The organism is Spirosoma sp. 209 (assembly GCF_002006735.1).
Taxonomy (GTDB): Bacteria; Bacteroidota; Bacteroidia; order Cytophagales; family Spirosomataceae; genus Spirosoma; species Spirosoma sordidisoli.
In genome coordinates this window covers 1-7,664 of record NZ_MVEC01000035.1, presented here as the reverse complement: position 1 = coordinate 7,664, position 7,664 = coordinate 1, and the positions used below count along the sequence as shown (strand labels likewise).

The following is a 7,664-nucleotide window of genomic DNA, read 5'->3' as shown; positions in this document are numbered from 1 at the left end:
ACTCTTTTCCGCATTCACAAAAAAGTAATGGGATTATGCATAGTACAAAAGCTGAGGAAAATAATCGGCTTCTCATGGCTCTATTGTTAAGTATTTACAAATTGTACCAATGACCACGTTGATCGTCAAATGGTTGTAAAATTCTAGTAATGAATAGTGATAATCTATCTTTCGTGCCCTATAACTGTGTTACCAATGTTAATGTTTTGTTAACAAATTATGCCATTGTACTATTTATAATATATAGAGTAAGCAAGTGTGGAGTTTTACAGCCTAAGCGGATGTGTGATATCTCTGTTATTCAACTCATATAATGTAAACTAAAGAAAGTACAACGCCCGGCTATCCTCTCGCAAGTAGCCGGGCGTTGTACTTTTTGTTGAGGTGTTGTATAATGATTGTTATGTTATGTGACTATAAACAGAAAGCGGCCATCCTGTCAGAGTGGCCGCTTTCTTTATAAAATACAACGAGGTCACTTATTCCCCTTTCCAACTCATTAGCCCGGCAGCAGGTGCAGCAGTCGAGCCGCTGCCCGTTCGCCATCCGTTTCGTTCAAGGCGTAGAATTCGATAGAACTTCCTACCAGGCGAACACCATCCCAACGGCCCATGCTATCACGGTAGATAACTGCGTATCCGGCCAGATCGCCAATCTCAGCCCGAATCTCATCCAGTACGTTTTCCATGTCATTGGTTACGCTTTTTGAGCCCTGGTCTAAATCGACAATAGAAATGATGTTGCCCTCGATGGTATAAGTATAGTCCGCTCGAAATGGCCCTTTGTTTCGGTTACGTGGTTCCATGAGTGATATTTTGACTAATCAGGAAATAGGCTTCTATATGCTGGAAAGCTCTATATTTAAGCCGTGACTACTCATTCTGACTAAAATGACTAATCAGGAATATTTGACGATTAAAGAAGCGGCTCAGCTTTATGGACGCTCTGAACAAACCATTCGGCGATTAGTCAAACAGCATGTTTTGACTAATCACATCCGTTCCGAAGATACTCCCAAAGGGAAAGCCTATCAAATCAGTTCGATACTACTTCAGCAAGAGTACGAAGCCCCTGCTGTACCTAGCTTGCCCGCTCTGGTAGTACCTGACTCCATACAATTGGAGAACCAGCAATTGCGGGAAGCAGTGGCTGAACGAGATCGAACGATTCAGCAACTGCAAAACAGGCTCTTTGAGCAAGGCGACATGATGAACGCTATGGCTAATCAACTGACTAATCAGCTGACTAGTCAAAAAATGAACCATATTGAAGAATTGTTGCTTCAACAGAACGCCCAAATAGGCGATTTACAAAAGAGATTGTCTGCGCCTGGAGCTGATGACTCAACGACTGATCGGCGCAGTTTGTGGCGTCGGTTATTCGGTCGCTGATGTATCCTCGATCAAGACCCTTATTTTTCTTTCCCCTTCGTTTCCAAGCCGAATACTTTGGCTGTATAACTTCCTACATTCTTCACCTTACCATCGGCCGCTTTGGTTTGGATATCGTAAAGTTGACGCGTAATCACTTCGCTTGCGTGAGTAGCCAGCACGGTGTCCGCCTGATCAGGCCGAAGTCGGAACTGTTTAACTAACCGCTCGTGCAGACTGGACAGTTGAGCCGGTTCCGGTTTGGCTTGGTAGAACACCTCAAACTCGACTTCGACAACGGGTTTACGGCCACGCCCAGGACGGTCGCCATAGATGGGTTTGTAGGTAAACGATAGATCAGTATGGCCATTGATCTCTTTAACTGCTACATCTAAAATTCTTCTTTGGAAGTTTGTCCAGTCAGGATAACTATCTTTTCCTGTCTTTGGATCAATTATCCATAGCATTGCTTTAAGGTCGGCTAAGCTACGTCGGAACGTCTTGTCTGGCATGTTTTTGTACATACACAGTAATTCATATACACGTTTCGCATAAGCTGAGTTAAGCGAGATTGCTGCTGCTAATTGTACTTTGGTAAACTTCTTATTTAAGTCTACGTATAGGGGACGAACATGACGAGATAACTCAATCTCAATTATGTCAGTCCCTTTCTTAAAACGTGCAGAAGCGATAAAAGAAGCAATTAAAGCGTCTCCATCCGATAACGTTGTTTCAAAGACACGTGTCATCAACTTACGAGCAGCCTGCTTGTAGGCTTCACCCATCAATCTCTCAGAACCTGTTATTCTTGCCATCTCCTTAACGGACACTTGATACGATTTTGACTCAGAATCTTCGGGCTTGACTTGGGCAACAACCATATACAGTAGATTCTTCTCTGTTTCGCTCATTTCGTATCGAGCCACAGTCAAGGCATTATCCTGCCAAATCTCAATTACCTTCTTCATACCTTATCATACTGTGATTGTCAGGCAAATATAAAAACTTTTTAATAAACTTTAATTTATTTATTAATGCCAGTTTATTAGTAATCAAACGCCAGTTTATTAAGCCAGTTTTTGTAATCAAACGCCAGTTTATTAAGCCAGTTTTTGTAATCAAACGCCAGTTTATTAGTAATCAAACGCCAGTTTATTAAAGTTATCCACAGTTTAAATTCTTGGTAATCAGGCAGTTATTTACTAAAATTTTCGCTTACAAGTGATTAACAAGTGTATTTGAAAATACACAAGCATTTGATAGCTGAAAAAGTGACTTGAAAAAGCGGTTTTTAGGGTAGCTGACGCGAGCGAAAAATTACTGGTTGAAGGATTACTAATGAGTCAATCAAAAATCAAATTGGAAAGGGAAAAAGAAAGCAAAAACTAAAGGGGGCAGAGGGGGCGGCAACTATAAATTTAGTTAAAGCTCGATTTTTTACTAATCCCCAATCCGACATCCGATCCACAGACAGTCACAGCAGTGGCTAGTTTTCCCCCTGTTATTAGTAGCTCGCTCATGGTCGGTGGCAACACAGGGGAAAAGAAAATACTACTTGCGCGAAAAGCCATCCGGTTCGTATCTTGTGCTGGATTGTGGAAGCAAGCCATGACTTTGTAGCTACAAACCTTCCTATCGGTCGGTTTTTGCACAAAGTCAGCCTTTCGTTACGCAAGCTTACGAAAGGCAAGCCTTGCCAGCCGTTCCCTCTGGACTCCCGTAGTATGACTGACAAAAAGAGTGTAACCCTGCGTTTTCGGGCCAGTGCCGATGACCAAAAGCAGATCGAAGCCAAGGCACAACTGGCCGGGCTGACGGTAAGTGAGTACATGCGCCGGGCGGCCACTGGCCAGCCGGTCCAGGAGCGGCTCCCCGCCGAGCTGCGGCAGGTCATTGTCGGCGTGGCCAACAACCTGAACCAGCTGACCCGCTACGCGCATCTGCGGCAGTTCGACGACAAGGCGATCAACGACATCCTGCACCAGTTAAAAACCGCCCTTCGATGATTGCCAAGACCACCACCGGGAAGAGTTTCGGCCCCGCTCTGGAGTACGGGGCAGGCTTGAAGGAAGGGAAAGAAAACAAACCATCGCAGCTGTTGGGGGCGTCTAACCTGGTGGCGCGTGATCCGCAGGGAATGGCCGCAGAGATGATAGCCGTGGCCGATAGCAGCCGTTGCCAGCGTCCGGTCTGGCATACCTCGTTGAATTGGCCCAAGGGGGAAACCGTCGAGAAGCAGCAACTGCTTCGGGCTGCGTCGGAGTACTGCCGCCGGATGGGAGCCGATCCGACCCGCCATCAGGTGGCCATCTACCAACACCACGACCGGCCCCACACCCATATTCACATTTACATCAACCGTGTACCGATTGACGGAGGCCCCGCCCTGGATACAAGCCATAACTACGCCCGGAATGTGAAAGTATGCCAAGCGATTACCGAGCAGCTAGGTACGCGCAAACTACCCGAGCAACGCCAAAGCTTAAACGACCATAACCCCCATAAGCAAAGTACCCGCGAGTACGTGCAGGAAACGATCAAAACAACGCTGACAAACCCTCAGATAACGACAGTCGAACAGTTGAGTGAACAGCTCCGGTTAAAGGGCGTAGAGAGCCAGTTTAAGCACGATAGTAAGGGGGGGTTGGTGGGTTGCAGTTTTCGCTATGAGCAGACCGCTGTGAAAGGGACAGAGGTAGGCCATAAGGCTAAACAGATTGGCCAGCAGTTGACCCTGAATCAGCAGGAGCAGAACCAAAGTCAAAGTGCCTGGAACGCTTTGTTTGCAGGTTATACCGCTGCGACAGAGAAAGACCGCTGGAATGAGCTTTTAACGGGCTACCAGCAAACGAAGGGGGAAGAAATGAAGCAGCCTAAGCCCCAACAGGAGAAAAGGCCGGAAATCGAAGAGAAACAACAAAAAACACCCAAACGCGGGTTAGGACTATGAACCCACAGGATTTATTCAACGACATCAAGGCCATGAAGGCCCAATTAGACGAGTTAAGCCGACGAGCCGCCCCGGTTACGGTTGAACAATTGGAACAAGTCATTGACCGGCCCATTACGTTAGATGCCCAAAGCTTCGCCCAGCATGTGCTGCCCGATCTGAAAAAGGGCCTGCCTAATACAGTTGCTATTGAACAAGCGGCTGATAAGGCGGCTAGCCGAATTGCGCAGACTGCCGATCAAGCGGTTCAGAACTTTGAGAAGACTGCGCAACGAATTCCGCGTCATGTGCGGGTCACGGGCGACATTTATGGGTTTACTACGTTCTATGCGGCTTTAGTGTATGGGTTGGTCCTGTTAGCGGTGATTTTTGGTGCATGGTTCCTGTGTGACTACTACCGTGAGCAGGCTCAGGAAACGGTTATTTATAAGCAAGCCCAAGAAGTAATCCGGGAACGGGATTACTACTATAATCAAATTCAAGATTATAAGCGCAACAACTCAAAATATGCCGGGCTATTCCCAGCCTATGACGACAAAGGATTTTGGAGTCAGTTTAATAAGTAACAATCTATCACAGCTTTCATTCGTGACTTTAGACGTTTTTCAGTATCTATTCTTCTTGCGAAAAAACTATGTTCTTTCGCAAGAAGAATAGATACTGAAAAACGCTATTTATTTTCGACTACAATCTGTTTTTTTATAACTGCCTCATTGTAGAAAATATGAAGAAAGTAAGTACCTTTTGGAAGACTCTTGACATTTACGGGTACTATCTTCTCGCTAGTCGCTTTCTTATAAGCCATCTCTTGGTTGCTCCCATTAAAAAGTTTTAACTCAAAACCTTCTAATTTCGCTGTCGTATTTTCTGATGTTTTGCTAGAATTATCTCTGAATTCAACGTTAAACTGATCTGAAGCTGGGTTTGGATATACTAAGAATGTTCTGCTTCCTGACGGGCATCCTTCAAAATATACTTGTTTAAAATCTGTTACTTGGTTAATCCCATCACTCACACGCACCTCCAAAGTGAAGTTCTCAGTAAAAGTGTTGTCATTGTAACGAGCGTACGGGTTACCACTCGTTACAAAGGTAGAATTTACGTACCATTCATAACTGTAATTCCCTGTACCCCCGGTTGGTGTTGCAGTCCACTCACCGCGTTCACAAGCTCCAATGAAGCTAGATCCGTTTATTGTCACTGCGAGAGCAGGGGGACTTGGGTTTGTAATACTTAATATGTATTGTCCAAACGCTTCGTTAGATGGATAAACGCTTAAGTTTTCAACTCGGACAAAGTACTCTATTCCAGGAGTCAATGTATTGATATCTATTTGCGAGAAAACGGTGCCGTTTGCATCATCGTTTTGCGCAATTTGATTTCCTGCATTATCAAATAAAGTAATCCGTGTGTTGGGTTTCGGTTGGCCAAAAGCGCTGGTAGCAATACGAATTAATCCTGAATTGGCTGTAAATCGAGCCCAATCAACATCGCAACTCCCTTCATTGTATGGAACATGGTGGAATGTGTGATAATAGGAACTTCCTACGGGATGTTGAGTTGCTGTTTCTCTAAAATTGTCATTCTCGAAATCATCTATGTCATTGTTATCGTAAAAAGACTGTTCGTTCTGTACGTTAAACTTGCCTATTTCCGTTTGATAATTCTGAATGAAATAGTACATAACTCCGCGTTGTAGGCGAGTGAACTGACTTCGGCAAGCCCTTCGACCGTATGTCATAAAATTACGGGTAGGTGGAGTCCAAGCATCCCCCCAATTGTCAGTCCCTAAGTTGCCCAGGTAATTGCATCCAAAGTCTACATCGCCTTGTTCGATACCCGGATCTGCTTCTGTATCACGTAAATAATCACCATTAATCATACATTTTAATTGACCTATTGTACTGATACAAGCGAAACCTTGAGTTCTAGTTCGGCTAACGGATTCTTGGTAACAATTACCAGCACTACCATTCGTTGATGCTAACGATTCACGTGCTGATTCAAAAGTATGCAGAAGACCGAAACAATGTCCAATTTCATGAGCTAGTACAGTCGCCTGTTGAAATGAATAGTTACCGCCGGTTAATATCCAACAAGAATATCGCCGGGCCTTCCAAGGAAATCTACCCTTGTTTGTACTACCATTATTAACAAAATGTACATTCAATGCATGACTGTCGTAATTATCTTCCCACATCTGGTCTGATGGGTTGTTGTAGTAATTATCATTTTGAGTAAATGTGACTCCACATTTCAAATACAGTTGAACACTAACTCCGTTCTGTCGATAAAATTCATTAACTTGATTAATATACTGTTCTGCCTGAGCTGCACTTATACTGGGTCCCGCAGTGCTTGTATATACCCAAGCTCTAACAGGTATTTTAAAAACTCGCGAACTAAGATTAGCTGTTCTACAATTAGAACATGATTCGACTTGGTTAACTAGATTATCCAGATAATCATTGTTACCGTACCAAGGGAAAGCTTTTGCATCTGTGGTATCTGTTTGCTCGATACCACATCCTTCTGATTGTGGCCAGCAAATCAAAGGAATTAGAAATAGCAATGATGTTAAGAATAAGTTTTTCATAAAAGTAATTAGTTGAAAGGTGATAGATTTATTTACTCAATTCAAAAGAAGCAAAGGATGTGGTATCGTTAGAAACCGACTTTAGAGAACGCCCATTGTAAGTTGCATCCGTTAGATACTTTGTTATACCGCACTGTTTTTGAGAGGGTGTGATTTGATTTATTAATACCAGAGTATCTAAATCGCTTTTGTTGAATTTTATATACAGAGTGATGTTAGGCAAGTCGATTATATCAATATCACCAAATACATATCCTTTAATTGGGTCAATACGCCTGTCAACCGGAACAGGTTGTAGAGAATTTGATGACGTATTTTGGTAGACTCGCAAACTATCAACTTCACGATTGCTTTGGTTGAAATATGGCTTTCCTGTCTGCTTATCAACTATTGAGAATCGAGCATAATAAACTTGATCGTTACTACACTCTTTTCCGCATTCACAAAAAAGTAATGGGATTATGCATAGTACAAAAGCTGAGGAAAATAATCGGCTTCTCATGGCTCTATTGTTAAGTATTTACAAATTGTACCAATGACCACGTTGATCGTCAAATGGTTGTAAAATTCTAGTAATGAATAGTGATAATCTATCTTTCGTGCCCTATAACTGTGTTACCAATGTTAATGTTTTGTTAACAAATTATGCCATTGTACTATTTATAATATATAGAGTAAGCAAGTGTGGAGTTTTACAGCCTAAGCGGATGTGTGATATCTCTGTTATTCAACTCATATAATGTAAACT

The 7,664-nt window shown here is 43.2% G+C and carries 8 protein-coding genes; 4 read left to right on the top strand and 4 right to left on the bottom strand.

Features of this window, described 5'->3' with window-relative positions:
* Nucleotides 1-499: 499 nt before the first annotated feature.
* Nucleotides 500-805, bottom strand: coding sequence for a hypothetical protein (locus tag B1C80_RS27920; RefSeq protein ID WP_077924506.1), 306 nt, complete (start codon nt 803-805; stop codon nt 500-502).
* Nucleotides 806-890: 85 nt separating this feature from the next.
* On the opposite strand from B1C80_RS27920, the gene B1C80_RS27915 reads away from it, so the two are divergent.
* A complete protein-coding gene (locus B1C80_RS27915) occupies nt 891-1,391 on the top strand; it encodes a helix-turn-helix domain-containing protein (protein WP_077924505.1) in 501 nt (166 codons plus the stop codon).
* A 20-nt stretch (nt 1,392-1,411) separates the two neighbouring features.
* Here the strand turns inward: B1C80_RS27915 and B1C80_RS27910 are convergent, their stop codons facing one another.
* Complete coding sequence (locus tag B1C80_RS27910; RefSeq protein WP_077924504.1) at nt 1,412-2,338, bottom strand: replication initiation protein; 927 nt, start codon at nt 2,336-2,338, stop codon at nt 1,412-1,414.
* A gap of 756 nt (nt 2,339-3,094) precedes the next feature.
* Between B1C80_RS27910 and mobC the strand changes: the two genes are divergently transcribed.
* From mobC to B1C80_RS27895, 3 genes are read left to right on the top strand one after another with little or no spacing between them, the layout of a single operon-like run.
* Nucleotides 3,095-3,376: a plasmid mobilization relaxosome protein MobC gene (gene mobC, locus B1C80_RS27905; RefSeq protein ID WP_077924503.1), complete on the top strand. Its 282-nt coding sequence runs from the start codon at nt 3,095-3,097 to the stop codon at nt 3,374-3,376.
* Entirely contained in the window at nt 3,373-4,320 is a 948-nt protein-coding gene (locus B1C80_RS27900) for a relaxase/mobilization nuclease domain-containing protein (RefSeq protein ID WP_077924502.1), read from the top strand. The genes mobC and B1C80_RS27900 overlap by 4 nt, the downstream gene beginning before the upstream one ends.
* Complete coding sequence (locus B1C80_RS27895) at nt 4,317-4,886, top strand: hypothetical protein (protein WP_077924501.1); 570 nt, start codon at nt 4,317-4,319, stop codon at nt 4,884-4,886. The genes B1C80_RS27900 and B1C80_RS27895 overlap by 4 nt, the downstream gene beginning before the upstream one ends.
* 104 nt (nt 4,887-4,990) lie before the next feature.
* Here B1C80_RS27895 and B1C80_RS27890 read toward each other — a convergent pair whose 3' ends face one another.
* Together B1C80_RS27890 and B1C80_RS28260 are read right to left on the bottom strand one after the other, a co-directional pair.
* On the bottom strand, nt 4,991-6,916 hold the full coding sequence (locus tag B1C80_RS27890) for a T9SS type A sorting domain-containing protein (RefSeq protein WP_077924500.1): 1,926 nt from the start codon (nt 6,914-6,916) through the stop codon (nt 4,991-4,993).
* 28 nt (nt 6,917-6,944) lie between these two features.
* A complete protein-coding gene (locus tag B1C80_RS28260) occupies nt 6,945-7,418 on the bottom strand; it encodes a hypothetical protein (protein ID WP_139361766.1) in 474 nt (157 codons plus the stop codon).
* Nucleotides 7,419-7,664 lie beyond the last annotated feature (246 nt).

What these genes read in the sequence shown, in the direction of transcription:
- B1C80_RS27920 (WP_077924506.1), bottom strand. Translation starts at nt 805, where the DNA reads ATGGAACCACGTAACCGAAACAAAGGGCCATTTCGAGCGGACTATACT.
- B1C80_RS27915 (WP_077924505.1), top strand. Translation starts at nt 891, where the DNA reads ATGACTAATCAGGAATATTTGACGATTAAAGAAGCGGCTCAGCTTTAT.
- B1C80_RS27910 (WP_077924504.1), bottom strand. Translation starts at nt 2,338, where the DNA reads ATGAAGAAGGTAATTGAGATTTGGCAGGATAATGCCTTGACTGTGGCT.
- mobC (WP_077924503.1), top strand. Translation starts at nt 3,095, where the DNA reads ATGACTGACAAAAAGAGTGTAACCCTGCGTTTTCGGGCCAGTGCCGAT.
- B1C80_RS27900 (WP_077924502.1), top strand. Translation starts at nt 3,373, where the DNA reads ATGATTGCCAAGACCACCACCGGGAAGAGTTTCGGCCCCGCTCTGGAG.
- B1C80_RS27895 (WP_077924501.1), top strand. Translation starts at nt 4,317, where the DNA reads ATGAACCCACAGGATTTATTCAACGACATCAAGGCCATGAAGGCCCAA.
- B1C80_RS27890 (WP_077924500.1), bottom strand. Translation starts at nt 6,916, where the DNA reads ATGAAAAACTTATTCTTAACATCATTGCTATTTCTAATTCCTTTGATT.
- B1C80_RS28260 (WP_139361766.1), bottom strand. Translation starts at nt 7,418, where the DNA reads ATGAGAAGCCGATTATTTTCCTCAGCTTTTGTACTATGCATAATCCCA.